At 39.1% G+C, this 24,010-nt stretch carries 22 protein-coding genes and 3 tRNA genes; 12 read left to right on the plus strand and 13 right to left on the minus strand.

The window, feature by feature from the left end:
• Nucleotides 1-109 precede the first annotated feature (109 nt).
• Nucleotides 110-1,702, minus strand: coding sequence for a 30S ribosomal protein S12 methylthiotransferase RimO (rimO, locus tag AC2SLL_RS02630; protein WP_486530114.1), 1,593 nt, complete (start codon nucleotides 1,700-1,702; stop codon nucleotides 110-112).
• A gap of 494 nt (nucleotides 1,703-2,196) precedes the next feature.
• On the opposite strand from rimO, the gene AC2SLL_RS02635 reads away from it, so the two are divergent.
• The 6 genes from AC2SLL_RS02635 to AC2SLL_RS02660 all read left to right on the plus strand — a co-directional run bounded on the left by AC2SLL_RS02635 (nucleotide 2,197) and on the right by AC2SLL_RS02660 (nucleotide 6,860).
• The gene (locus AC2SLL_RS02635) at nucleotides 2,197-3,513 is read left to right on the plus strand and encodes a two-component system sensor histidine kinase NtrB (RefSeq protein ID WP_486530115.1); all 1,317 of its coding nucleotides are present in this window, start codon (nucleotides 2,197-2,199) and stop codon (nucleotides 3,511-3,513) included.
• Between the two features lie 119 nt (nucleotides 3,514-3,632).
• Nucleotides 3,633-5,414, plus strand: coding sequence for a sigma 54-interacting transcriptional regulator (locus tag AC2SLL_RS02640; protein WP_486530116.1), 1,782 nt, complete (start codon nucleotides 3,633-3,635; stop codon nucleotides 5,412-5,414).
• Nucleotides 5,415-5,680: 266 nt separating this feature from the next.
• Nucleotides 5,681-5,875 carry a hypothetical protein gene (locus tag AC2SLL_RS02645; protein WP_486530117.1) on the plus strand — a complete coding sequence of 65 codons (195 nt, stop codon included), beginning with the start codon at nucleotides 5,681-5,683 and terminating at the stop codon, nucleotides 5,873-5,875.
• Between the two features lie 130 nt (nucleotides 5,876-6,005).
• Nucleotides 6,006-6,090: transfer RNA gene (locus tag AC2SLL_RS02650), tRNA-Leu, on the plus strand.
• A 187-nt stretch (nucleotides 6,091-6,277) separates the two neighbouring features.
• Nucleotides 6,278-6,523: a hypothetical protein gene (locus AC2SLL_RS02655; protein ID WP_486530118.1), complete on the plus strand. Its 246-nt coding sequence runs from the start codon at nucleotides 6,278-6,280 to the stop codon at nucleotides 6,521-6,523.
• A 46-nt stretch (nucleotides 6,524-6,569) separates the two neighbouring features.
• Entirely contained in the window at nucleotides 6,570-6,860 is a 291-nt protein-coding gene (locus AC2SLL_RS02660) for a polyhydroxyalkanoic acid system family protein (RefSeq protein WP_486530119.1), read from the plus strand.
• Between the two features lie 116 nt (nucleotides 6,861-6,976).
• Here the strand turns inward: AC2SLL_RS02660 and AC2SLL_RS02665 are convergent, their stop codons facing one another.
• From AC2SLL_RS02665 to AC2SLL_RS02675, 3 genes are all read right to left on the minus strand, one after another.
• A complete protein-coding gene (locus AC2SLL_RS02665) occupies nucleotides 6,977-8,050 on the minus strand; it encodes a Cj0069 family protein (protein ID WP_486530120.1) in 1,074 nt (357 codons plus the stop codon).
• Between the two features lie 418 nt (nucleotides 8,051-8,468).
• Nucleotides 8,469-8,663, minus strand: coding sequence for a hypothetical protein (locus AC2SLL_RS02670; RefSeq protein ID WP_486530121.1), 195 nt, complete (start codon nucleotides 8,661-8,663; stop codon nucleotides 8,469-8,471).
• 47 nt (nucleotides 8,664-8,710) lie between these two features.
• On the minus strand, nucleotides 8,711-9,757 hold the full coding sequence (locus tag AC2SLL_RS02675; protein WP_486530190.1) for a protein kinase domain-containing protein: 1,047 nt from the start codon (nucleotides 9,755-9,757) through the stop codon (nucleotides 8,711-8,713).
• Between the two features lie 332 nt (nucleotides 9,758-10,089).
• Between AC2SLL_RS02675 and AC2SLL_RS02680 the strand changes: the two genes are divergently transcribed.
• Entirely contained in the window at nucleotides 10,090-10,986 is an 897-nt protein-coding gene (locus tag AC2SLL_RS02680; RefSeq protein ID WP_486530122.1) for an ATP-binding protein, read from the plus strand.
• Nucleotides 10,987-11,009: 23 nt separating this feature from the next.
• Here AC2SLL_RS02680 and AC2SLL_RS02685 read toward each other — a convergent pair whose 3' ends face one another.
• Both AC2SLL_RS02685 and AC2SLL_RS02690 read right to left on the minus strand, forming a co-directional pair.
• The gene (locus AC2SLL_RS02685) at nucleotides 11,010-11,525 is read right to left on the minus strand and encodes a GNAT family N-acetyltransferase (protein WP_486530123.1); all 516 of its coding nucleotides are present in this window, start codon (nucleotides 11,523-11,525) and stop codon (nucleotides 11,010-11,012) included.
• A gap of 49 nt (nucleotides 11,526-11,574) precedes the next feature.
• On the minus strand, nucleotides 11,575-12,645 hold the full coding sequence (locus tag AC2SLL_RS02690; protein WP_486530124.1) for a ribonuclease Z: 1,071 nt from the start codon (nucleotides 12,643-12,645) through the stop codon (nucleotides 11,575-11,577).
• Between the two features lie 93 nt (nucleotides 12,646-12,738).
• Here AC2SLL_RS02690 and AC2SLL_RS02695 point away from each other — a divergent pair, with 93 nt between their 5' ends.
• The gene (locus AC2SLL_RS02695) at nucleotides 12,739-12,945 is read left to right on the plus strand and encodes a hypothetical protein (RefSeq protein WP_486530125.1); all 207 of its coding nucleotides are present in this window, start codon (nucleotides 12,739-12,741) and stop codon (nucleotides 12,943-12,945) included.
• 421 nt (nucleotides 12,946-13,366) lie between these two features.
• Here the strand turns inward: AC2SLL_RS02695 and AC2SLL_RS02700 are convergent, their stop codons facing one another.
• From AC2SLL_RS02700 to AC2SLL_RS02710, 3 genes are all read right to left on the minus strand, one after another.
• Nucleotides 13,367-13,780 (minus strand): lysozyme inhibitor LprI family protein, encoded by a 414-nt coding sequence (locus AC2SLL_RS02700; protein WP_486530126.1) that lies wholly within the window; start codon nucleotides 13,778-13,780, stop codon nucleotides 13,367-13,369.
• A gap of 329 nt (nucleotides 13,781-14,109) precedes the next feature.
• The gene (locus tag AC2SLL_RS02705) at nucleotides 14,110-15,399 is read right to left on the minus strand and encodes an adenylosuccinate synthase (protein WP_486530127.1); all 1,290 of its coding nucleotides are present in this window, start codon (nucleotides 15,397-15,399) and stop codon (nucleotides 14,110-14,112) included.
• Nucleotides 15,400-15,505: 106 nt separating this feature from the next.
• A complete protein-coding gene (locus tag AC2SLL_RS02710) occupies nucleotides 15,506-16,786 on the minus strand; it encodes an ATP phosphoribosyltransferase regulatory subunit (RefSeq protein ID WP_486530191.1) in 1,281 nt (426 codons plus the stop codon).
• Between the two features lie 845 nt (nucleotides 16,787-17,631).
• Between AC2SLL_RS02710 and AC2SLL_RS02715 the strand changes: the two genes are divergently transcribed.
• On the plus strand, nucleotides 17,632-18,018 hold the full coding sequence (locus tag AC2SLL_RS02715) for a DUF2237 family protein (RefSeq protein ID WP_486530128.1): 387 nt from the start codon (nucleotides 17,632-17,634) through the stop codon (nucleotides 18,016-18,018).
• A gap of 233 nt (nucleotides 18,019-18,251) precedes the next feature.
• On the plus strand, nucleotides 18,252-19,346 hold the full coding sequence (corA, locus tag AC2SLL_RS02720; RefSeq protein ID WP_486530192.1) for a magnesium/cobalt transporter CorA: 1,095 nt from the start codon (nucleotides 18,252-18,254) through the stop codon (nucleotides 19,344-19,346).
• A gap of 69 nt (nucleotides 19,347-19,415) precedes the next feature.
• On the opposite strand, the gene AC2SLL_RS02725 is transcribed toward corA, so the two are convergent.
• Both AC2SLL_RS02725 and folD read right to left on the minus strand, forming a co-directional pair.
• The gene (locus AC2SLL_RS02725) at nucleotides 19,416-19,874 is read right to left on the minus strand and encodes a phosphate-starvation-inducible protein PsiE (RefSeq protein ID WP_486530129.1); all 459 of its coding nucleotides are present in this window, start codon (nucleotides 19,872-19,874) and stop codon (nucleotides 19,416-19,418) included.
• Between the two features lie 248 nt (nucleotides 19,875-20,122).
• The gene (gene folD / locus AC2SLL_RS02730; protein WP_486530130.1) at nucleotides 20,123-20,989 is read right to left on the minus strand and encodes a bifunctional methylenetetrahydrofolate dehydrogenase/methenyltetrahydrofolate cyclohydrolase FolD; all 867 of its coding nucleotides are present in this window, start codon (nucleotides 20,987-20,989) and stop codon (nucleotides 20,123-20,125) included.
• Between the two features lie 274 nt (nucleotides 20,990-21,263).
• Between folD and AC2SLL_RS02735 the strand changes: the two genes are divergently transcribed.
• Both AC2SLL_RS02735 and AC2SLL_RS02740 read left to right on the plus strand, forming a co-directional pair.
• Nucleotides 21,264-21,337, plus strand: a tRNA-Cys gene (locus tag AC2SLL_RS02735).
• 90 nt (nucleotides 21,338-21,427) lie between these two features.
• Nucleotides 21,428-21,514, plus strand: a tRNA-Leu gene (locus AC2SLL_RS02740).
• A gap of 220 nt (nucleotides 21,515-21,734) precedes the next feature.
• Here the strand turns inward: AC2SLL_RS02740 and AC2SLL_RS02745 are convergent.
• Entirely contained in the window at nucleotides 21,735-22,451 is a 717-nt protein-coding gene (locus tag AC2SLL_RS02745; RefSeq protein ID WP_486530131.1) for a hypothetical protein, read from the minus strand.
• 316 nt (nucleotides 22,452-22,767) lie between these two features.
• On the minus strand, nucleotides 22,768-23,997 hold the full coding sequence (locus AC2SLL_RS02750; protein WP_486530132.1) for an LD-carboxypeptidase: 1,230 nt from the start codon (nucleotides 23,995-23,997) through the stop codon (nucleotides 22,768-22,770).
• Nucleotides 23,998-24,010: the final 13 nt, after the last annotated feature.

The raw sequence follows: 24,010 nt of genomic DNA on the forward strand, positions 1-24,010 counted from the left end.
TTATAAATCAAAATACCTTACTTAAAGGTTACAATGCATCAGAATCACTTCTAATTAATAAGACATACAGTACAGTTAAGAACATACAACACCTTTAATACCAATCGTCTCAGATTAACCCGCTATTACTATTATAAGAAGCAAACAAGTCATACTCACTGGCTTCATCTATGGTTACCATCAACATATCGCCTGCTTTTACCTGTATCACTCCCGCAACAACAATGCCGTCGACATAGACATGACCATCAATCTCAGGCGCATCCGCGTAACTTCGGCAAATAGCAATATTATCTTGCGTATCAATATCATCTACCAACACAGTCATCGTTTTGCCGACTTTCTCTTGTAATTTTTGTTCGGAAATTTGTTGCTGTACCGACATAAACCTATCATAACGCTGCTGTTTGATCGCTTCAGGTACTGGGTTTGGCAGATCATTCGCCACCGCACCTTCAACCTCAGAATAAGTAAAACAGCCTACCCTATCTAATCTCGCTTGTTTTAACCAATCAAGCAAGTATACAAAATCTTCTTCCGTTTCACCTGGAAAACCCACCACAAAAGTAGAACGAATAACAATATCAGGATTAATGTCACGCCATTTTTGGATGCGTGCCAAGGTGTTTTCGCTGTGAGCTGGCCGTTTCATAGCCTTCAAGATAGCTGGGCTGGCATGCTGTAAAGGAATATCTAAATAAGGCAATAAACCGCCTTTATCAGTAGGCTTTGCCATTAGTTCGACAACCTTATCAACGTGAGGATAAGGATAAACGTAATGTAGGCGCACCCAAATGCCTAATTTCGCTAACGCCTGGCACATATCATAAAATTTCGATTTAAGCGGCATCCCATTCCAAAAAGCAGTTCTGTATTTTAAGTCCAGCCCATATGCTGAGGTATCTTGGGAAATAATTAATAGCTCTTTAACCCCTGATTTTTTTAGGGCTACAGCTTCATTCATGACGTTATCGATAGTCCGCGATACCAGATCACCACGTAGGCTTGGAATAATGCAGAAAGTACAGCGGTGGTTACACCCTTCTGATATTTTTAGATACGCATAATGACTTGGTGTCAACTTTACACCTGCATCATTAATCAAATCAATCTTAGGGTCATACTGGTTTTTATCTCTAAGCTGGGTTGGCATAGGGGCATGCTTTGCCACTGCGGTAACTACCTCTTGATAAGCATGCGCCCCTGTCACTGCCAATACCGAAGGATGCATATCCCGTATTTTGTCAGCATCCTTGCCCAAACAGCCTGTAACAATGACTTTACCATTGCTGTTTATTGCCTCTCCGATAGCGTCCAATGATTCTTTAACAGCGGATTCGATAAAGCCACAAGTATTCACTACCACTAAGTCAGCACCAGCATAATCCGAAGCAACCTGATAGCCATCACGAGTTAACTCTGTAATAATGCGCTCACTATCAACAAGTGCCTTGGGGCAGCCGAGTGACACAAAGCCAACTTTAGGGGTTCTTAAAGTTGGCTCGATTGGATCGTTGTTCATCATAAGCTTGTGACCAGATTGCTCAATACTGCGATTCTGATTGTGATTGGCTTTATGGTGGTAGGCAGCATTTTGTGCCGATTGGGGCTGAGTTGAACTATTTAAATCTGTTTGAGAAGACTCAAGTAAATTATTTGGTATAAAAATAGAAACCGAATCTGTGTGGCGTTGGCTTGGCATAAATAAATACTTATCAATAAAAAATGAGGTTAAATAAGGTGTGCATTTTAAACACCATTAACTGTTGCGCATTGTACGAACTTTTGCATCTCTATACCAGTATATAAAGATTATTCATACATTTACATAACAGGTTATTATGTAAAGCAGTAAACTCCGTCTGCTAAATGATGTCTTAGCCTGTTAATACGTGCAGAAAAGATATGATTATCCTATGTTAAAACATTGAGTTCAGACGTCAATTATTAACTTTGCTCGCTCCTGAATTCAAATATAGTTTAAATACTGTTATAGTCGAGTCAATTCGACGTTTAGCAACAAAAGTAAGTAGGAGTCGAATGCTGCTTCATACGAGGTTATTTCAACAGCAATTTTAAATTGAATCCAATACAATGACCTAAATGAGAAAACGCAAGTAAAACCCTTAATTCATATAAAACCGACACAACGTAACCTACAACACAATTACAAACTAATAGCTGAATGATAGTTAAATGATACCTACCTCATACGATATGCCTGATACCTCCTCCATACTCCAACATCTATATACTGGCGTTATATGGGTAGATGACTCATTTATTATACGCTGGGTAAACACACAAATTGAGCAACTGTTTTCTGCCAGTCAAGCCCGCCTAATTGGGTTAAATGTGTTAGATATTTTATTGCCTATCAATGCGCATAATGAAGATGTTACGGATATGCGCTCAAGGATACCTCCCCACTCTCCCTCTCCCTCTCCCTCTCAAACTAAAATAACCACAAATTATAGTGGCAGCAACTTAAACATCAAGTTTATTAATGCAAAAAGCTTCCAACAACCTTTTATAGAATATAATAGACAAGTCAAAGGAGTCATCGCCCCTGTTTGTGTAGACTACAGCGTGACACCCGTTGAGCAAAATGGTAAAACGGGATTCTTGATTGAAGTATGGGAGAAGAACCGACAAAGTCGCATCAATAAAGAGCATCAATTACAACAACAGCACGAAATAGCTAGAGAAATGCTGCGCGCCGTTGCCCATGAGGTCAAAAATCCCTTGGCTGGCATTCGCGGGGCCGCACAGCTACTTATTAAACAGACTCGAAAGCAACCTCAACTACTAAAAGATCTTTTACAAGGCTTAAAATCCAACCCATCAATTAGCGCTATTACCCATTATGGTAACATGAGTGAAAACATGACAATGGTTGATGCTACAAAGCTAAGCACCTACGCAAATATAGTGATTAACGAGACAGATAGGCTTACAGACCTTATTGGACAACTACTGGGTTCCAATAAACTGCCAAATTGGCATTCGGTTAATATTCATCAACCCATTGAGCATGTATTATTACTCACACACACACAGCACCCTGATGTGCAAATTGTGCGAGATTACGATTTATCGCTACCCGATCTGGTTGCAGATAAAGACCAACTCATTCAAATCTTTTTAAATTTAGTCAATAACGCCTATGCAGCCATGCTAGAACACACCTATGCTATTGACAGTCGTACCGTTGGTAAAGATCATAAGCCAACATTGACCATAAGTACTCGGGTTGAACACCAATATACAATTGATGGCATTACCCACCGTCAGGTTATTAAAATCGGTGTGCATGATAATGGTGCAGGCATAGACCCACAAATGATGGATCGAATATTTTTTCCAATGGTTAGCGGGCGTGCTAACGGTACAGGACTTGGCTTGGCTTTGGTTCAAGAAATGATTCATCAGCATCAAGGGACTATCGAAGTAAATTCAGAACCTGGTAATACCAGCTTTTGGATTTATCTGCCATTTAAACAGCAAAAATAAACCTGTATTAAATGAGGTTTTTGATGTTTAAATTTTGATGTTTAATAAGTTAAATAACGGGTTTAATTAAACCGTATTAAATGAAAGTGGATACTAAGAAAGCTATATATGGACAAAAAATGACAGAAAAAAATACGCTATGGTTGATAGATGATGACCCCGCACTTAGATTGATTCTAGAAGACACATTTAACGATGCTGGCTTAAACGTTATCGTATTTGCAAACGCTAAAGGGGCTTGGGCTAAACTCAATGATGCCCTGCAAAAACCAAATGATAGCGCTGCATTACCTGACGTTATCTTAACCGATATTCGTATGCCAATGATGGATGGCTTATCATTTAGCGAATGGGTAAATACTCATTTTCCTAATGTCCCAATTGTGATAATGACAGCACACTCTGATTTGACCTCTGCTGTTGATAGTTACCAAACCGGTGCATTTGAGTATTTACCCAAGCCTTTTGACTTAGATGAGGCAGTCACAGTTATAAAAAAAGCCATCAACACAGTGAGTACTGATATTGATTCAAATTCAGATATAAACCTTGATCCAAGCACTTACCTAACTGAAGATAAACACAGTAACACAACTACTATTATAAACAAGAATGCAGGAGCAGCTATTGAACAAACAGTACCTACTCCTAAAAATACAAGTCAAAGTATTCCAAACTCATCTAAGTTAAAACGAGCGCCTAACAAGCCTCAAAAAAATAAAGTTACCACAAACAACATCCGTATCATCGGACAATCTTTGCCAATGCAGGCCGTATTTAGAGCAATAGGCAGGTTATCTAAATCGCCAATTTCGGTGCTCATTACTGGTGAGTCTGGGACCGGTAAAGAGTTGGTCGCCAGTGCCTTGCATCAACACTCTCCAAGATCTAAACAACCGTTTATTGCCCTTAATATGGCAGCCATTCCACATGACTTAATTGAATCAGAGCTTTTTGGTCACGAAAAAGGCGCGTTTACTGGTGCTACCACACTACGCCAAGGTCGGTTTGAACAAGCAGATGGTGGTACCTTATTTTTAGATGAGATCGGCGACATGCCTTTTAGCACTCAAACCCGTCTTTTGCGGGTGTTGGCAAATGGCGAGTTTTTTCGTGTAGGGGGGCAACAACCTATTAAAGTAGATGTACGCATAATCGCCGCTACTCACCAAAATCTCGAGCAATTAGTCAAAGAAGGGAAGTTCCGTGAAGACTTATTTTATCGGCTAAACGTCATACGCCTACCTTTGCCACCGCTTCGAGCCCGCCGCGATGATGTACCAGAGCTGGTAGATTTCTTTATGCATCGTGCCGCAATTGAAATGGATACCGAACAAAAGCAATTATCCGAACAGGCAATGTATCTTATGCAAGCTTTTGATTGGCCCGGTAACGTACGACAACTTGAAAATGCCTGCCGCTGGATCACAGTGATGGCCATCGGTAATGTGGTCAAAACTGAAGATTTACCGCCCGAGCTGACCGAATTTGAACAACAGTCCATGACTGACCTTGTTGCCACTCAATTTGACCAAGAAAGCATATATCGTCATTTAGCCTCCGATGCAACCGGTACACACACTCAACCTCAGAAAGACATTATAAATAGCAGCTCAAACAGTCGTTTCTTATCTAATGCACATTTACCTACTACACAGCTGCCTGCTACACAATTAGCTGCGCCAAGTTGGCAACAGTTACTAACCGCATGGGCTGAACAAGCATTAGATTCCGGTAAAACTGATATCTTACAGACAGCTGCCCCTGAATTTGAGCGTGTCTTATTACAGGCTGCTTTAAAATATACGAAGGGCCGTAGAGGCGAAGCTGCTGAATTATTAGGATGGGGCCGCAATACCTTAACCCGTAAAATAAAACTGCTGGGATTAGATGATTTATAACTAAATAGGTTGTCCAATTTAGTGGTCTGATTAAGTAGTAAAGCTTGTCTTCCCATGCAGGAATGCACATTTTATTTTCTAATAGCTTGGCGGTTTGTTTATTATTCTATGAGACATATCAGCATTTTAATATCTATATATGTTTTCTAAGTGTTGAAAGACCGTCTAACAAAAACAACCTTAAGGCACATTGAAGATCTGAAAGTGTATTGCTTGTATGTTTTTATCCCTCTCTTTTTATCATTTAAGTTAAGGACTGACCTAAAATGCCTAATTTTGATGCCCAAGATATCTCTTTATTGCTGATGGCTATCCAGCGCTATAGAAATATTCAAGAAAGCAAACTTAAGGACTATGAATATCCAGAGGCTGACATTATTAAACGCAATGAAAGAATAAATCAACTTGACAGCTTAGAGGAGAAATTATTTGATTGGCTCAACCAGCTAGAAGATAAATAAGTCACTAAAAATAAAAAAATGCTAAAAATTCACAAAAATAGCTTGCCAAGCTCAATAAAATCTATATAATACCCAACCACTGAGAAGCACTAACCCATTAAGCATCTTCAAGATGCAAAATGTATAAAATGGGGCTGTGGCGGAATTGGTAGACGCACCAGATTTAGGTTCTGGCGCCGAAAGGTGTGAGAGTTCGAGTCTCTCCAGCCCCACCATTTATAACATTAATTTTGTTAGTATTTCTCAAACCTAACTTGAAACCCGCTCTCTGTAGCGGGTTTTTTATTGCTTTTTCGTTTTTGTTAAATTTTCTATATCATTCAAAATAGACGACTGTTATTACATTATAATAAGAGTTTATAAGTTCTAAGTTAGCATTTTAAAAATATTGAGTGAGTGGCTATGACCAATAATAAACAAATTAAAACAGAGCAAACTGATACGGATATAAAACGGCGCATCATACAAACTCATTTGCAAAAACTGCTTAAAACAGAGCCGACTTTGTATTATGCGTCAACCTCAGAAATTGCCCGAAACTTACACATGACCATTAAAGAGCACATGAATCGTATGCCTGTTGAAGAGCACAGGTTGTTTAAAAACCTAACGATTGAAGACGTGGAAATGATGTTAAGCTTTCACTAATTAGGGCTCTGCTCCACTTGATCAGTTATGACAGAAAAGGTTTATTATGAGTAACTTAAATATACATCGCTCACATGATTTAGGCATTGAAAAAACCAGAAGTTTGATCGATAAATTAGTGCCAATTGTTGAAAAAGACTATGGAATGACCTGTCATTTAAACAGACAAAATGACAGAGACATAGTGATTATTAAACGCTCCGGTTTTGATGGCACCTTGGTTGCCACTGCTAATCATATTGAAATCAATGGTAAGGTTGGTTTTTTGCTCAGTGCCTTACTCCCTAAAATTAAAAGCACCATCGAAACAAACTTAGATGAGCTGATTGAAGCTTAGTACTCAACTTATTCTTAATAGCTTAATTTAATCATAGAGTATGAAAAAATAACGTGATAAATCTCAGCTCAATCACGGTATAAAAACAACTCACAAACCATTAAATAGAAGCTATTCTAGATTCTAAAGGCTGGAAATCTATCGTTAATCACTCTTTCCGCTTCAATCAAATTCATAATTTCATCGGCAATATTTTCAGAGAGCTCTAAATGGGTTGTAAAACCCACACATGACGCATTGATCTCACCGAGTACATATTTATCTTTACCATTCATTTTATCAGTATCTAGAATGAAATCAGCAGTCCAAATCAAGGGCAATGCATAACCGCCTAAGCGAGCTTGCAACATTGGAAGATTACTTTCCACATCATCCACCAGTTCCTGCCACTGTTCCGGTTTATCATAACGGTAGGTTGCACCTGAAAACAAAGTAGCCGAGAATGCATCGGCAGATTCATCGGGTTTTTTGTGCACAACTGACACTGCTTTGTCGCGCAGCATTAACACGCGAATCTCGCCTTCTTTAATGCGGGGTAAGAAAGGCATATCTAATACTAAGCCATTATCACCTTCAAGGTACTGATAACAGAACTCAATGAATTCGCCTAAGCTTTTATATTCAACATGGTTGTCACGTGCCTCAGTTAACTTTACCTCAGCATCTATTGGTATCTCGTCTACTCCTTCATACTCATTAGGATCGACGAGTTGGACACGCCAAATACCTTCACCCGTTGAACCACGGTTTTGCTTTAAAACACGCTCACCTTTTGCCAAAGATTTAGGAAAACTGGATTTCAATTCATCATAGTCGTAATAACAAAACACATCCTCTGGCACTAATGCCGTACCTTTTAAGCGTTCAACCGAATCTTTTGCACCATAATTAAGCATGGCATCGGGATGTGGCAGACCTTTAACCCCTTGGTGTACTAATTCTCGTAACATTTGGAAGTAGCCTGTCTCATCTTTAAGGTTACCTGGATTAATGCGGCTAACATAGGCATCTGCTTTATCTATCGTATATCGATATATCTCCCCACGATTTTCATCAGTGTAAAATATGACCTCTGCAGTCCAGCCACGTGCCTGCAAGGATTTAATAATTGGATATGTATCACGGCGATAACCGTACTTACTTTTATCAGAGCCACCACGTGCTTCAAAGATAACCACATGTTTTTTCATGCTTAAACTCCTTATTTATATAGTTTAACCGCTTATAATTATTCGTTTTTCAAATGCTTAATCTAGCGTTTTATAATACAAATCCACTCTTAATCTAATCAGCACTGATGTTTTGTACTCATATAAATAATATTTAACGCAACCCTCTAAACAGAGATTTGGCAGATACTATAAAATTAGCACAGGTTTATGACACTGTTATGTGATATAGGTTATGTGATATAAGCTATGGGATATAAGCTATGGGATATAGACTAGGCGATATGGGACAAAAATGTAATAAGGGTAAGATATCATTCACAAAAAGAAAAGGAGTGAAACTGACTTCAAGTTGCACCTCCCTATTCTATTAAAATATATTAAAACCATATTGTTACACTAGAAAAGTCAAAGCTGCAAACAGCCAAACAATCAGCATTTAAACAACCAGTCCATTTTCTTCTAGATTTTTAAATACCTTGTATTCAACTTCTGTCGCATCGCCCTCATTATCAAAATGATAGGTGGCAGGCTGTTCTTTACTAATGAAATAAACAAAAATTGTTGCGTTCTGCCTTGATATTCTGCTGATATCTTGCAAGTTAATCGTATCATTTTTAATTACTAGAAACATAGTAAGCCTTTTGATGAATATACTTTTTATTAATTATTTGATTTTTTCTATACCTTTTTATTATAACTCACTTGACTAACAAGTGGGTCAAATGCCATTAAAAATTGAGACATTTGTTGAAATCTATATGCTGTATTCTTTGCTAAAACTTTATCTATAATAGGCTGAAATATTTGCCATTCATCTATCAATAAAGGGATTGCTTCTTGGCAATGCGCCATTGCCCACGCTCTAGATCTATCCTCTATTCTGTCCCTACTTTTAGAACCAATCGAGAAAGGTCTTTTTCCCATAAATATCTCAAATACCGTGACACCAAACGCATATATATCACTTTGGATGCTGATTTTATTATCTCGCCAACACTCTGGTGCTAGGTAAGCTGGTGTACCACGTAAACCCTCATGTTTGACCATACCAATACTATTGATTGGTAGTGCACAGCCAAAATCATTTAAGCAAACAGAAAAAGCAAACTCAGATTCAGCGCCAGAGTCAGATTCATGGCTTAAATATTGAATCAAAAAGTTGCTAGGTTTAATATCTCCATGCACCCAACCAGCCTCATGTAATTTTGATAGCACTTTTGCTAAAGCCATAATAAGTGATAACTTTTGAGTATGAGTTAAAGTGTTATTGGTTAGATAGTCTTTCAAGCTACCTAATTTATAATACGGCATGACACAGATTGTCAGCTGCCACTTTTGCTGATTAAAGAGGATATTTTTTTGTGATCGGGATAGGATTGGTATGATGGCAAGGTCAGTATCCGTTTGATTATTAACTTTTGACAACTGCTCTAGATTTTTAAGCTCATTGAACAATCGGCAATCTGCCATACTGGATTTGTGTACTAGTGACCACTTAATCATAACATACTGATGCTCAATACAGGCACTGCTCAGCCCCTCATAACTACTTGAAATCATCTCATTCAGATCAAAATTTGCGGTCTCAATGCTTAAACGACCATGCACTATATCCCAAAAACCATCGTTAGTAAGCTCAGCAGTTACCGCCTCTAATACCTGCTGAATCAATTTGTTGTGTGTCGCGTACGATGACTGCTTAGTAATTTTTTGACTGATTGTCATCGGCAATTATTCGCTCATTATTGGTGTTTTGCACAGTGTTTCTATCCTATGGATTTCTCATATGATTTTTGCTTATCATATGAGTTGTATAGACATTATCCGCTATAAGTATTTGCTTAAAAATTACAATTTTATTGCGTATTAATAATTGCGTATTAATAATTGATCATTATGGACCCTTTTTGATACCAACTTTAAATCAACTTGAATTGATAACTTATTACTGGCACTATTTTTTAAAAGCTTTTTTATATAAAAGTATTTTATAATTAAAACAATATCTATCATAAAAAAAAACGACAAACTTTCATTATTTACTAGATTGAACAACTATGCAAAACACAGAAAATACTATTCCTGTTAACGATCAACTCGTTTCGCTATTAGTGCAATACCTTCAGCAAAATATAACCCCTGAAGCACATATTGACCCGAATCAATTGGCTTACCGCTGGGTGGGCGGAACAAAAGGCTCTCTTGAGCCAATTAATGTCAATTCATCACTAAGCTTGAATGACTTACTTGGCATTGACACTCAAAAAGCTAAAATCACTCAAAATACTAAGCAGTTTTTGGCAGGCTATCCTGCTAATCATGTATTAATGACAGGTACTCGCGGTGCTGGTAAATCCTCACTTATTCGTGCGTTATTAAATGAGTTTAAAGACCAAGGGCTGCGCATGATCGAGGTCGCACGAGATGACCTACAAATGCTAGATAAAATCCGTCGAGCGATTAGCGAGTTACCAGAAAACTCTACTTGCCGCTATATTGTGTACTGTGATGATTTGGCATTTAATGGGCAAGATGAAAACTATCGCACTCTAAAAAGTGTACTCGATGGCGCCCTTGATTCTGAACAGGATAAACTCTTGGTTTACGCTACCAGTAACCGTCGCCATTTACTGCCTCAATTAATGAAAGACAACGTTAACATCTATGACGGTCAAACCGATGAGGTCAACCCGTACGAAACGATTGATGAGACCGTATCACTGTCTGATCGTTTTGGGTTATGGCTATCGTTCTACCCTATGAACCAAGAGACTTACTTGAAGATTACCGCTCATTATCTACAAGCGGAAGGCATTAAATGGACGGATGACATACGTGCCGAGGCACTGAAGTGGTCATCAAGCCGTGGTGGCCGCTCGGGCCGAGTCGCCTATCAATTTTCCAGATATTGGGTGGGTCAACATTTATTAGCTAAAAACGATGCGTCCTTATAAAACCTCTTAGTACGATAAGAACTCTAAGCACGTTTACACATTAGATAACGCTCTAATATAACGTTGTACCGCTTGATAGCTTGCTCTTCAATTACGTTGAACCCTTGTTTTAAGAAAAAAGCATAGGCAAGCTTAGAGGCATGAACCCAAATATTTTTAACGCCGATACCCAGTCTATTGTCCACCCCCTTATCATACAATGCTTGAGCAACACCTCTTCTTTGATAATCTGGATGTACAAATAGCCCCTCGATATAACCACTCAATGGGTCATACTCTCCAAGCTGATTTTTATAAGTCAGATATTCAATGAAACCAAGTACATCGCCTAACTCGTTCACCGCAACCAAGGGTTGGGTGCGGGTAAAACGCTCACACCAAAACGTTTCGGGTAGAGCTAAGCTTGTCTCAACGTTTGCCCACGCTCTTTTTTGAGCCTTAGAATAAACCAACTCATCAATCGCTAAGATCGACTGTTCAAATATTTCGATTAATTTAGGTAAATCCGTCTGTTTTCTATATCGAATCGTCATTGTCATAGGTTGCTCAGCCTCCGCCAGTCATATTTTGACCGTATTTATTATAGGTTTAATAACTCGGCAATAGCTCAACACCATCTACATTAACTTCATACTGAGCAAAGTCTTGCGCCAGCCATAGATTTCCATTATAAAATTGCTCTACTTCCAAACGAATGTCCGCCATATTAGCCGTTTTGGAATCTGGATTATCAAAAGGTTGATAACGGGCGCTAAAATGCGTCAAAATTAAATTTGGTAAGTTCGCAGACTCTGCAAAGCTTGCAATACGTTTGGCCGTTGTATGCATAGGGTCAAAAGCATCCGTTCGTGACATGATCTTATCAGCAACTTGCTGGGTATAAGTGGCTTCGTGCACTAAAAGACTGGCATCTTGAACTGTATCTAAAAGTAGTTCTGGGTTGTCATTATCGCCTGCTACAACTATTTTTATTCGCTGAGTCATGCGATTGGTGTAATCAGCTGATTTTAACTGCTTCCCATTGTCTAAAATAACGTCCTGTCCTGCCTGTAACCTACCCCATGTAGCACTAGGTTCGATACCCTCATTTTTAAGCTTGTCAGTATCTAGTTTAATAGTTTGCACCGTTTGAATAATGTTGTAGGCATAGGAGGGTACTCGATGCGAAAGTTGAGTTACGTCGATATCAATCCGATGAGTCGCTGATAATTGTATGGTTACTAGTGAAGGAGCGCTTAATCTTTTGAGTTCACATAGACTTTCTGTACTTATAAATTCAATAGCAAAAGGCAGATGCAAGTCTGTAGCATGCTTAACGGCGTCAAGAAAATCTTCAATCGATTTAGGCGCAATGAGAGTCAAAGGCTTTGTTCGTCCTGACATTGCCATACTCGCCAGTAATCCTGGTAGACCGTAACAGTGATCTCCATGCACGTGGGTAATACAAATGACTGCTAGCTGATGACTACTAATATTGGTTTTAAGCAACTGATGTTGGGTGGTTTCCCCGCAATCAACCAATACCCAAGGCTTATTTGAGTTATTTGATTGCCCGCTCCTTGAGGTAAAGGAGTTTATACATTCAACCGCCAATGCCGTGACATTGCGCTGCTTGGTAGGGACGCCTGCTGAAGTACCTAAAAAAGTTAGATGTAACATGGTTATGACTCGTCTTTATGACGGCTAAAAGCCACCATTGTACAAGTTAAGCGTTGTGCATACTCGTTATCTTGATTGATTGTATCTACTTTTATGACCACTACCCCGCGATTAGGTTTAGAGCGCGACGACTTAATACTGATTACTTCTGCTTTAACCTGTATAGTCAGCGAACTACTAAACGGTTACGGCGTTAACCTCGTTAAGCCTACTCCAGTAGTACTTGCACTCGGTTGCCTTGTAACCATTTTAGACTTCTTTGACTATAGCGTGTCATTTGTACGTGTGGGTATCGGCTAGCTAATCTCTCCACTTGCGCCAATCAATCCAGTCGCAATGGGAATGCTTTCTACCATATGACGCATGGTAATACTTGCGGTATGCCAACCACTGGCTGCAAGACCCTTAAAAAAGTATCTTTCGCTGCTTCGTCATCTAAATGAAAAGGCTGCGGGTCATATCATACTGAATGGCATATGTTTTCATATCTTCACGAGTCACAGTATATATTTTACTGGGCTATTTAGCACCTACGTTTATATCCTCCAAATACAATTCTGGCATACTTGATCCTTCGCTATTATCACTTTGATGTTTACGATAGACCATCATATAGCAAAAAACCTTATGCAGCTTTTAAATCGCATAAGGCTTTGAAAACAAATAAAGTATTAAAAATCGAATCGGTTTAGTAGGACGATTTTCGACTTAGTCTAATCGTTTAATCGTCAAGTCGGCTAGTGCGGCAGCTTCCCGCATTACACTCACGTAAACGATCGTTTAAAAAGTTTACTCGGCTTGTGGTCATCCTAGTAGCGCAGTCCATATTTACTAAAAAGCTGTCATCTAAATAGCGGCTACAGCTGTCGTTACGATCGCGCATCCAGCTAAGCTGCCCTCGCTTTAATATTGCTCTCTGACTGCTATTCAACTGCTTTATTAATGCTCTATAACTGATATTAAGCTCCTTATCCGCTTCTTGGTATACTTTTGATAAGCAATATAGACCATCAAAATCGTTATTTGGGTTATCACAGTTTTGGTCTGCTAATGCAGATGTGGGTAATAAAATAGCGGATGATAATAGAGCAAAAGAGGCGCTTAATAAGACTTTCTTAAGGGTAATTAATGACATTGTTAAGCCTATATTTTTTAGTGAAGACAGTTATTAGTAGAGTAAATAGGTTCTAATTCTACTCAGCTATTGAGAAGTATACGAATATGGTAGATTTTATCATATTAACTTAACAGTTATAGTTTGAGTATCTGGCTATAGAATATCATAGTCGTAGGCAAATTAAAGGTAATAGAGTTTATAGCCACTAAAGCTAAGAGACATGAAGCTAATAATCCCCCAAATTTAAGGATAATAAAATTAACAGACAACAAAAAGCCCTATATCATTGTTCATAATACAGGACTTAGCATAATTAGGTTTTAAACAAAAAACGTAAATATTTTATATTAGCCATCGTAAGGATCACGTAATACGATAGTTTCATCACGATCTGGACCCGTTGAAATAATATCTACAGGGCAATCAATTAATTGCTCAATACGTTTAATATACGCTTTAGCTTCTTCTGGTAGATCATCATATTTAGTAACACCTACTGTTGACCCTTTCCAGCCTGGAAGCGTTTCATATCTCGGTGTTACTGACTCATAAAACTCACCATCATGCGCCCCAGCACATTCAGTTTCTGGTAAGTCATAGCCTACGCCAATACGAATTTCATCCAATCCATCAAGAACATCAAGCTTCGTTAAGCAGATTCCAGATAGTGAATTTAACACTACAGCACGGCGAAGGGCTTCAGCATCAAACCAACCACAACGACGAGCGCGGCCGGTCGTTGCGCCAAATTCATGACCTACTTTAGCCAAGTGCGCACCAACATCATCGAATAGCTCAGTTGGGAACGGACCACTGCCCACACGAGTGGTATATGCTTTAGTAATACCAAGCACATAGTCTAAATATAATGGTCCGATACCAGTACCTGTCGAGACACCACCAGCTGTCACACTGGAGCTAGTTACAAAGGGATAAGTACCGTGGTCAATGTCAAGTAGCGTACCTTGAGCTCCTTCAAACATTAAGTTTTTACCTGCTAAACGTAGCTGATTAAGCTCTTCTGTCACATCACAGATTAGATCTTTAAGCTCAGCTTTCCACTCTAGGCATAGCGCTAAAGTGTCATCAAAGTCAATGGCATCCACTTTATAGTACTGAGTTAACTGGAAGTTATGATAGTCAATTAAGTTACGTAATTTTTCATCTAAATCATTACGAAACAGATCAGCAAGCTTAATGGCACGGCGGGCTACTTTGTCCTCATAGGCTGGACCGATACCGCGGCCTGTCGTACCAATTTTACCAGTACCACGCTTAGCTTCACGGGCTTGGTCTAGCGCAATATGGTAAGGTAGAATTAGAGGACAATTTGGCGAGATTCTGAGACGTTCACGTACTGGCACGTTATTGGCTTCGAGCTCTTTCATCTCAATGAGCAGTGCCTCTGGCGACAATACCACCCCATTACCGATAAAGCAGGTCACGCCTTCACGCAAAACACCTGATGGAATAAGATGCAGAACTGTTTTCTTACCGTCTACTACTAAAGTATGACCAGCGTTGTGACCACCTTGGAAACGCGCTACAGCAGACGCTTTTTCGGTAAGCAAATCCACAATCTTGCCTTTACCTTCATCGCCCCATTGGCTACCAAGTACTACAACATTCTTTCCCATAACAAATCCTTACCCACTTATATTGAACTATAAAAATAATCAGTATATTTAATCATTGTCATTAAGACATACTGCTCAGCCGTATGACTTAAAATGGCGTTCATCACTAAACTGCTTTTAAAACCCACTCGCCTGCATCTAAAATCAACTGGTCTGTTACATTATGTGGGACATCTTTTTCACTTAATGGACGCACCACTCTGTGACCCAAATCACGTAATTCACTAATTTTAGCGTCTAATTCTGTGCTTAGTTTGGTATTATTTTCAGCAAATATTTGTTGCATATCTTTAAAGCTTACCAACACCAACTTAGTTTCGTTAATACTGATATAACGTTGTAAGCGAGTGACTTCTAAACTAAAGCCAGTTGCACTACGCGATGGGAGAGCTTCTGCAATAGCGGTTGGTGTATAACCAGCAGAATGAACATGCTCACCATTAAAACGACCACCTCTTGCCACTGCTTGTGATTCATTTTCAAAATAAGCATTAAATACGATGCCGGTATGATAGTGATAGCCAAGGCCAGTGATATCAACACTGACGTTACCCTGATAGGTTTTCTGTATATGGGCAACCATAACCTGTACATCTTTGACAGCACTTTTGATCATTGCGTCATTGACAGCGGTATCTGAGAGCGCTGTTTTTAATGCGGACATATTATGACCATAGACAGCCAATTGATAAAAATCATTGCCCATAGTCAAGCCTGCACACACTTGTTTTAGCTCTGGTAATGCTTTGTTGGCATACAAATCTATTATGACCGAGGCGTCTTGATCAGATAAACCTGCCAACTCTTTTAAACGTGCAAAAATAGCCACATGACCAATATCAATATGCAAGTGCTGCTTTAGATTTAAACTGTCGATTAAACAGTACAGCACATCAATGAGCTCTATATCTGCATCTAAACTGTCACTACCAAATATCTCTGCACCCAATTGCAATGGTGTGCGTGAACCAAAAAGCCCATTGGGTAAGGTTCTAATAACATGACCTGCATAACAATAACGTGCAATCTCATCGGCTTTATTAAGTTTGTTTAAATGAGCGTCAATACGTAGAATTTGCGGGGTTATATCAGCACGTACACCCATGAGCCGGCCAGACAGCTGGTCAATAATTTTAAATGTTTGACGTTTTAAATCTTCAGATGCATTTCCTAATAAAGATTCGGTAAACTCAATCATTGGCGGGCAAATAAGCTCATAGCCTCGGCTAACTAATAATCGGGTAAGATTATAACGTAGCCACTCTTGCTTTTGTGCTTCCTCAGATAATAGATCGCTAACACCATCAGGCAATAACCAAATATTATCAATATCTGCTACATGGGACAGTTTATCGGAAGACTGAATTTGCGCTTTACTAGAAGAAATAGAACTATCAGACACAAGTAATCCTTGTTTGGGGGCGACAATCACTGTACCAATAGAACCTGTACAAGCGAACACGCCATGACCAAATCTTTAGTTAAATTTAGTTAAAGTGTATTTGTACTCGTTAAAACGAAAAATATTGCGTTCACTATCACAATAATTAGCCAGTTTACCCTTTGCCAGTTTAACGCTTATAGCTAAATTTCAATAGTCTAAAAAATGCTTTTTTTTGCGGCGGCTGCACGGTAACCCAGCTAACTTGACTACAACACTATTAGATAGAGTTAACTTTCAAGAGCTTTATAGCATTTACATCATGCATCATATAGGTACTGCTGAATTATATACAGTCCCTAAACAAGCCAGTGGTCTATTGTAATTAAGTCTAGCATAGCCCATAGCTTTCGACTAGAGAAACCCACAACTAATCTGAAATTTGATAACCATAACCAGGCTTTAAAAGCATAAGTTGTAAAACGTAAACTTATAGTCAAAGAAGTCTAAAATGGTTACAAGGCAACCGAGTGCAAGTACTACTGGAGTAGGCTTAACGAGGTTAACGCCGTAACCGTTTAGTAGTTCGCTGACTATACATACAGCTTTCCTATCATTTAATGATATAGCTAAGATAATCTAAAATAGTGATAAGGCAACCAAGTGCAGATAGTACCATATGCTGCCAGCAAGGTTATTATAGTAACCTTTTACAGTTACTTTGACAGTAAATGATAGTTTTGAATAATTATGAGCAATATCGTCTTAATATCAACGCATGTGTTAATATTTTGACGTTAAATACTGCCAAAAGTTTAACAACCTTTACACCAGAATTGAGAGAATAGCTTATGTCATTAAATCATCTTGACCTCGAGTCAAATCAAAGGAATGTTTTAGGCACTGCCCTAGCCAGCTGTTGTTTTAGCCCAGTTACTGGTTATTATCGTAACGGATTTTGTCATACGGGACCGCAAGATATTGGTCAACATACGGTATGTGCAAAAATGACTAGTGAGTTTTTGAATTTTTCAGCCAAAACTGGCAATGACCTCATTACCCCCATCCCCGAATTTGGCTTCAATGGATTGCAACCTGGTGATTACTGGTGCATTTGCGCATTACGCTGGCTGGATGCACTAGACCATAATATGGCACCACAAATTAAACTAGAGGCTTGTCATGAGAGCCTACTAGAATTGGTAGATATAGAGACTTTAAAACAGTATGCCCTATAAAAATAACGCCACATCGTATTATTAAAATCGTATTATTAAAATATAAGGTTAAGTGTCATCAACCGTGGGTATATATTTTAGTGTCACGCTTTTTAGTGTTCAAAGGTCTCATAATTTAGTTTTGCCTTGTTCATTTGAGAGTTAATTGAGAGTAAATTATGCCAGAGCAAAAATCCTCCATACTCAGCCCCACTAGCATAAATAAACCTAAGGATTCAGCTAATGATCAAAAAATGTTATTAGGTAATGAACAAGGGGTCCGCAAGTTCATGTCGTCTACGATGCGCATATATGATCCCGATGCCGAACGGGTGGAAGATTTTGAACGCTCAGGTGTTAACGAAATAGTAAACTGCTGTGTCTATTCACGTAAAACAGGTGAGTTTATTGAGAAAATTGAGTTAGAGGATGTTAGTAAAAATTTAGCCGACAACAGTAACTTTGTATGGCTTGGACTTTATGACCCCAATATCGCGACCATTAAAACAGTTCAGCAGGCATTTGATATTCACGAATTGGCGCTGGAAGATGCCTTTAATGAAAGCCAACGCGCAAAAATTGAGAACTATGGAAATGATACGGTGTTCGTGGTGGTGCGTACAGCACTTTTAGCTGACAACCATATCCATTATGGTACAACTTCAATGCTTATGGGTACTAACTACATCATCACTATTCGTACTGGGGCTTCACAATCTTTTGCACCCGTTAGAGCTTACTGCCACAAACGACCAGAAAAAATGCAGATGGGTCCAGTGTTCGTCATGCACGCAGTCCTAGATTATGTGGTGGACAGCTACCTCCCTATTACTGATAGTTTAGGCGAATATCTGCTTGAGCAAGAACGTAATATTTTCTCTTATGAATTTAGTAAAGAGACGCTTAAAAGCTTATATATGTTAAAGTCGCAACTGGTCCATATGCGAGCAGTCATGATGCCAGTACAAGAGATTTGCAACTTTTTTATCAATCATAAAAAGAATGAACTTGTTTCCACTTTTCCTAGTACGGCAAAGCCTTATTTTCGCGATGTTAATGACCACCTGTTACGCGCAATTGATGCGGTTAATGGGCTTAATGAGATGTTAAGTGTGGCTATGGATACCTATATGGCCATGGTAAACATGGGGCAAAATGAGGTAGTACGTAAGCTAGCTGCTTGGGCAGGTATTTTAGCAGTACCCACTGCGGTAGCAGGAATATATGGTATGAACTTTGATGTTATGCCTGAGCTACATTATGAGTACTCATATTTTATCGTCATTACCATTATTATTTCGACCTGTTTGATATTGTATCGTCAGTTCCGAAAATCTGGTTGGTTATAAAACCTTATCTTAGCATTTACCCTTATTTAGATGATGCCGATACACCCTGACTCTTGCTCTCGTAACGGCCTATTCGTTGCGTTTACTTAGGGCACCTTTATGAACATTATCCTCTGGACGACCAAACTGATACGCTGTCCAGCTCAGAAGAACAACGGCCAAACTCAATACAAAAATTGCAAGGGTAATGGTCATTAGCAACCATAAATGGAAAGTATCTGACACAGCCTGCACATCTACAACTAAATGTCGCGATAAGGCGGTAATGGCAATATATATCAAAAACTGCACTGGCAGACGGTGAGTTTTGAAATAGATACCTATCATAGCAAGCAGTTCTAAATAAATAAACAGCATTAAAATGTCTTTAAGCTCTGCTTTACCGTTATGTAGAATACCAATAAACTCAGCGCCTGCCGCCCATATTACCACCACACCAATCAACAACAGGGCTAGATAATGACCGATATCTACCAATGTTACGCCTAATGCTTGTATTCGGTTATGCCACGCACTGTTATTATCCACGCACATCATCTCCTTCAGATCTGTATTGAATGAAGCCATGCTATAAAAACTTGCTTAGCTTTCTTCGTCCTCTTAGATGAGAAAAATAGATAAGCATAACCTATAAGCAAGAAAGATAAGCGATAGTAGCTTTGCTAATATAATTAACTCTGTATCATTATTAATTGCGCCATCGCTTATCTCTTCATTTAGCTTAGCGAGTAAAACATCTTACCTGCTTATCCTACCTGTCGTAATTAACTTTTTAATTACTGATTGGTCGCTTTCTCAGCCGCTTCTATGGTTTGGCGTATTAAAGTATTAATTGTCATTGGACCAACACCGCCTGGTACTGGGGTATAAGCTGAAGCGATTGACTCAATACCGGTTAGCTCAATATCGCCAACACCACCGTTGTCAGTAGGGTGGAAACCTGCATCTACCACAATAGCATCCGGTTTGATCCATTCTTTTTTAATAAGCTCTGGTACGCCTACAGCCCCAACAATAATATCAGCACGGCCGACATGCTCTGCTAAATTCTGAGTCTTTGAATGACAGATGGTTACTGTGCAGTTAGCGTTTAATAGCATTTGCGCCATTGGCTTACCTAAAATAGCACTGCGCCCCACCACGACCGCATTTTTACCTGAAAAATCAACACCATAGTGCTTAAGTAGATACATAATCCCCTGAGGTGTACAAGAACCATAAGCGGGCTCGCCCATGCTCATACGCCCAAAGCCCAATGACGTTACCCCATCTACATCTTTAGCTAAATCGATAGCATCAAAGCAAGCACGTTCATCAATTTGTTCTGGAACGGGATGTTGCAGTAAAATACCATGCACATCAGGGTTATTATTAAGCGCCTCAATTTTAGCCAATAACGCTTCAGTTGAAGTACTCTCTGGCATTTCAACTCGCATTGACTCCATACCGACTCGCTTACACGCATTACCTTTCATACGCACATAAGTGGCAGACGCTGGATCATCACCCACTAAAATAGTTGCTAAAATAGGTGTGCGGTTTGTTTTTTTCTTTAAGGCTGCCACGCGCACACTTAAGTCTTGTTCGATTTGTTGCGCTAAGGCTTTGCCATTTAGCACTGTGGCCGTATTTACATCGGTCATGTAGAGCTCCAGATTTTAAATATTATTAATGGAAAATATTTCAATAAGCGTGTTCATTTAGCTGGATTCTAATTAAGTCTTTAAGTTTGAATCAACTCAGTATATTGTAACTGATGACAAGCAAATAATCAGAATGTGATACGTTTTGATAGTAAATTATCTGTATAAATAAATTGTCATTGAATTTTTTAATCACAAACTATGACTTCTTTTTTTATTTTTTAAATATAACTTGTATTTTAGTTTTTATTTGATATTATAGTTCACCTCAAATGGCTGGGTGGCAGAGTGGTTATGCAGCGGATTGCAAATCCGTGGACGCCGGTTCGATTCCGACCCCAGCCTCCAAATTATGTGTTGACGAATATTCGATTTATGATAATATACGCGCACTTGATGAGTTGTTAGAAACATTAAACAGCTTGTGATAAAAGTTTTGCCCGGGTGGTGAAATTGGTAGACACAAGGGATTTAAAATCCCTCGCTCTAACGAGCGTGCCGGTTCAAGTCCGGCTCCGGGTACCATATTCAAGAACAAAAGGCTTCCAAGCAATTTGAAGCCTTTTTTCTGTTTGGGGGTTTTGCGATATTCAAAAAAAGCCTAAAAGATTGATTTTTAGGCCAGTATAGAGTGTTTAATAAGTCCATGCTAAACTTGATATGCCAACTCATTGGCAACCATTAACAGCAAGTTAAAAGCCGCACATTTTGACCTCTATGCTCAAGTCAACATTTATAATTTTATCTAGGATCTGTTGAACATAATATCATAGGTTAAAATATCCCCTTCATCACCAAAAGGATCAGCCATTTCTGCAGTGCCGCCAAGTATGTCACCTTTTTTATCAATCTCATAGCAAGCTTTGCCGGATTCATCATAGTCAAATGATATGGCGTCTGACTCAATTGACTCACACAACCATGCCGTCGTATCACTGGCTTTAGTCAATGACCAATGAAACACATTGCGACTCACACGTTCAGCTCTTGTCTCATCTTTATAGACGATCTCATCGGCGTAAACACCTTGGCTATCTAAAGTAGCGTATTTAGGTAAATCAGTATTTTTGACCACTTCAGATATAGCCCTATCGGCAGTTTTAGCCCCCTTATAACGATATGGCGCAGTATCATAATAAATCGTTGCTGGCATGACAAATAAGGGCTCATTATCTAACAAAAACACCATTTTATAATCTTTATAACGTACAGATTCATTATTAAAAGTTGTTTGTCCTATTTCATCGCCAATCATTGAAATCTGTAGAGTTGTCCCATCTGTCTCAGCCTTGAATGCTATATCAAGCTCCGTCGCAACTTTCTGCAATACTGCTTCAACCGGATAGGTTTCTGCCCCGAGCATACGTTCTGGGTATTGATGAGTGCTGGACGTATCAGGCGTTGTGCTTGCACAGGCACTTAAAGTCAGAGCGGCAATAAGACAGAGACTAAGATTTTTCATAAAAGTTCCTTTTATATAAGATGTAAGTAGTATAAATAGGTCAGTTTAATATAAATTAAATATTGTAACTAATAATCGGTTATATCATTAATATGGTTCTAGCTTTAGGTACCATAGATATAGGCAAGATCAATATAGATAAGAATACTATAGGCAAAATCAGCAATAGACAAATAAGTAATATGAAAAATAAACGCTAAAGCCGCTCTAGATAAATTGCTTTAAACAGGAGCAGAACAATTGACCGACTTTCAAGCAAAAGCATTTTAAACATCAGAGTCTCAAACATAAAACGCTCTGACATTTCAATGATGAATCAGCGCCACAACCCTTCTGTATTAATCAGACTTTTTTCAATAACTGGATAACCACTAAATTTAAGCGCCAGCCCTTTATCATCAGGGTTTAAAGTACACATAGCCCCTATTGGAAAACTCTGCTTACGAGCCACATGCCCAAACGGCAATCCAGTATAAACAGGTAAACCTGTCATACGGCGTAACTGTTCTATCACTATACTCATGTCATACCGTGCATCGTAGGTATCCTTACCTATATTACTAAAAGCGCCTAACACAATAGCCTGCTGTTTTTTAAAAGTACCTGCCAAGAATAAACCATAAAGCATGCGCTCAATATGGTATGTCTGCTCTCCCACATCCTCTAAAAATACAATGCCGCCCTCAGGTTGAGGTAAATACTTACTGCCTGCCAGTGCAGAAACCACACTTAAGTTACCCCCCCACAGCATTCCTGAGATAGGTTTTGAGCCAAATTCAATATTTTTTTGCAGCGGTAACTCAAGAATAAGATTAGGCGCTGTAAGAGCATCCACAAAACCTTGACAACTGATTTTATCAGGCTCAGTTTTGCCAAACTCGCTATATAACATCGGCGCTGATAAGCTACTCATCCCACCTTGAGCTAACAAAGCACATTGTATGGCAGTGACATCGCTAAATCCTGCTAGTATACTGCCCCGATCCTGCATTATTCTGCCTAAGGTTTGCCAGTCGATATGCTCGAGCAATCGTATTGCACCGTAGCCGCCGCGTACTCCCAAGAGAAGCTTCGGGGCCTCGATGGCACCAGTCGCAATATTCTGAAGATCACTCCTGCGTTGGCTATCAGTACCTGCAAAACGTAAATATTGACGGCCAGTAATCTCAGGATTTTGTACTTTAAACCCTGCACACGCCAGCCGCTGCAAACTACGCTTATTGCGTAACGCATCAGCACCAGTATTTGAGCTTGCAAACAACCGTGTGGTTATAGTTGGTGCAAAGCAGTCTAAAGTTTCTGGCATTAAGGTTGAAGCAATCGCTCTATGAGCTCCTGTTCCCAATACGCCCATACTAGCAATACCTATAGAGGTTAGACCTAAAAAATACCTACGGTTAAGGGTCTTTGCTTGATTTTTTTCATTGGCAATAGCTATTTGGGGTTTTTCGTTAACATCTATTTGTTTCTGTTCATCATCTAAGCTATCGTTAAACGATGTCATTATCGGTGAATGTGAAAACAGCCCATTATTTTTTTTATTCATATCTGAGTGCCTT

This window comes from Psychrobacter sp. CX97, from assembly GCF_057396285.1.

Coding starts and splice junctions, on each gene's coding strand:
- AC2SLL_RS02685 (WP_486530123.1), bottom strand. CDS start 11,525: ATGACAATGACGATTCGATATAGAAAACAGACGGATTTACCTAAATTA.
- AC2SLL_RS02695 (WP_486530125.1), top strand. CDS start 12,739: ATGACCACTACCCCGCGATTAGGTTTAGAGCGCGACGACTTAATACTG.
- corA (WP_486530192.1), top strand. CDS start 18,252: ATGTTATTAGGTAATGAACAAGGGGTCCGCAAGTTCATGTCGTCTACG.
- AC2SLL_RS02700 (WP_486530126.1), bottom strand. CDS start 13,780: ATGTCATTAATTACCCTTAAGAAAGTCTTATTAAGCGCCTCTTTTGCT.
- AC2SLL_RS02660 (WP_486530119.1), top strand. CDS start 6,570: ATGAGTAACTTAAATATACATCGCTCACATGATTTAGGCATTGAAAAA.
- AC2SLL_RS02705 (WP_486530127.1), bottom strand. CDS start 15,399: ATGGGAAAGAATGTTGTAGTACTTGGTAGCCAATGGGGCGATGAAGGT.
- AC2SLL_RS02715 (WP_486530128.1), top strand. CDS start 17,632: ATGTCATTAAATCATCTTGACCTCGAGTCAAATCAAAGGAATGTTTTA.
- AC2SLL_RS02750 (WP_486530132.1), bottom strand. CDS start 23,997: ATGAATAAAAAAAATAATGGGCTGTTTTCACATTCACCGATAATGACA.
- AC2SLL_RS02745 (WP_486530131.1), bottom strand. CDS start 22,451: ATGAAAAATCTTAGTCTCTGTCTTATTGCCGCTCTGACTTTAAGTGCC.
- AC2SLL_RS02665 (WP_486530120.1), bottom strand. CDS start 8,050: ATGAAAAAACATGTGGTTATCTTTGAAGCACGTGGTGGCTCTGATAAA.
- folD (WP_486530130.1), bottom strand. CDS start 20,989: ATGACCGATGTAAATACGGCCACAGTGCTAAATGGCAAAGCCTTAGCG.
- AC2SLL_RS02640 (WP_486530116.1), top strand. CDS start 3,633: ATGACAGAAAAAAATACGCTATGGTTGATAGATGATGACCCCGCACTT.
- AC2SLL_RS02655 (WP_486530118.1), top strand. CDS start 6,278: ATGACCAATAATAAACAAATTAAAACAGAGCAAACTGATACGGATATA.
- AC2SLL_RS02690 (WP_486530124.1), bottom strand. CDS start 12,645: ATGTTACATCTAACTTTTTTAGGTACTTCAGCAGGCGTCCCTACCAAG.
- AC2SLL_RS02670 (WP_486530121.1), bottom strand. CDS start 8,663: ATGTTTCTAGTAATTAAAAATGATACGATTAACTTGCAAGATATCAGC.
- AC2SLL_RS02680 (WP_486530122.1), top strand. CDS start 10,090: ATGCAAAACACAGAAAATACTATTCCTGTTAACGATCAACTCGTTTCG.
- rimO (WP_486530114.1), bottom strand. CDS start 1,702: ATGCCAAGCCAACGCCACACAGATTCGGTTTCTATTTTTATACCAAAT.
- AC2SLL_RS02645 (WP_486530117.1), top strand. CDS start 5,681: ATGCCTAATTTTGATGCCCAAGATATCTCTTTATTGCTGATGGCTATC.
- AC2SLL_RS02675 (WP_486530190.1), bottom strand. CDS start 9,757: ATGACAATCAGTCAAAAAATTACTAAGCAGTCATCGTACGCGACACAC.
- AC2SLL_RS02635 (WP_486530115.1), top strand. CDS start 2,197: ATGATACCTACCTCATACGATATGCCTGATACCTCCTCCATACTCCAA.